Origin of the sequence: Paenibacillus foliorum (genome assembly GCF_013141765.1) — a bacterium.
Classification (GTDB): domain Bacteria; phylum Bacillota; class Bacilli; order Paenibacillales; family NBRC-103111; genus Paenibacillus_S; species Paenibacillus_S foliorum.
This window is the reverse complement of record NZ_WHOD01000011.1, coordinates 1-1276: the sequence shown is the minus strand read 5'-3', so window position 1 is coordinate 1276 and position 1276 is coordinate 1. Positions and strand designations below refer to the sequence as shown.

Sequence of the window (1276 nt, the reverse complement as noted above, 5' to 3'; positions counted from 1 at the left end):
AATCAATAGGCATTAATTTTTAACCCTTAGTAGCCTCATACTGTTCAATATGACAATCAATGTTGCACCCGTATCACTAATCACTGCAATCCATAATGTGTGCAGTTCTGAAAAGATAAGAATCAAGACATATCTTGTACTGACGCATTCCGAAATCGAATTCGGGAGGAAGCCAAAAAAATTTTAAAACAATACTGACATACTGTTGTCAGTATTGTTTTTTTATAATCGAAGTAAGTAACCGTAAAGGAGTGGGAGATAAATGCGAAGTGTTTTGGCCCAAAATGATATGATACGGTTTTGTATCATTTATTATAGGAAGGATGGTATCTTGTGAATTTTGCTTCTGTACGCATCATTACCGACGACGTGGATCGTCTCGTCGAGTTCTATGAGAAAGTCATGGGTGTTTCGGCGGAACGCCCCGCGCCCATCTTTGCCGAACTCGTTGTGCCATCGTGCACCCTGGCGATCGGCCACTCCCAGACGGTGCAACTGTTCGGCGCTGGTTCCGCAGTGGCGGCCGACAATCACACTGTCATCATCGAGTTCCGCGTCCACGATGTTGATGCCGAATACGAGCGCTTGAAACCGTTTGTCGACCAGTGGGTAAAGGAACCAACCACGATGCCGTGGGGGAACCGTGCTGTACTGTTTCGCGATCCCGACTGCAACCTGGTTAACCTCTTCACGCCGGTGACCGAGGAAGCGATCAAACGGTTCAGCGGTAGGCGTTGACGGATAGTTGAAGGGAGTGAGGCGAATTTCATAGTTAGTTATTTTACTGACCGCTTCATAGAAAGAGAACAGAGACCATAGCAACGAGCTATGGTCTCTTCATTTTATCTAGGTTCTTCATTATTTATTGAGAAATGGATCTATTTCGCACTCCTCTTTGTCTAAATATATTTTGTTATCGCCTTCCGCATAGCTCCAAAAAATATTTCTTTTAATCTCAAATAGCCTTCCCAGCCGGTAATGAAAGTGGTTATTGGAATTACTACGAAAGTCCTCCTGGAGTTCTCTTTTTGGAGACTTATCCTCTATGCTAAACGCCTCCTTTTTTGGGCGAGTACCTCCAACCATTTTATTCTGCCCATTCAACTATCCTGCCCGTCCCTCGGTTTTAAGGGTTTATCTCACGTATACTCACTCATTCGCAGGATTTTATCACCCGGAAGATAACGATTGCTTGGAAAACAAACTCATTTGGTTAAGTGGTCTTTATTTTGAGCATGCGGAAATAGAGGAACCCTAAAAGCCATTTCCTAAATTT

Annotated in this window: 1 protein-coding gene; it reads left to right on the top strand. The window is 43.7% G+C overall.

Features of this window, described 5'->3' with window-relative positions:
• Window positions 1-333 precede the first annotated feature (333 nt).
• Window positions 334-738, top strand: coding sequence for a VOC family protein (locus tag GC093_RS02680; protein WP_171650315.1), 405 nt, complete (start codon window positions 334-336; stop codon window positions 736-738).
• Window positions 739-1276 lie beyond the last annotated feature (538 nt).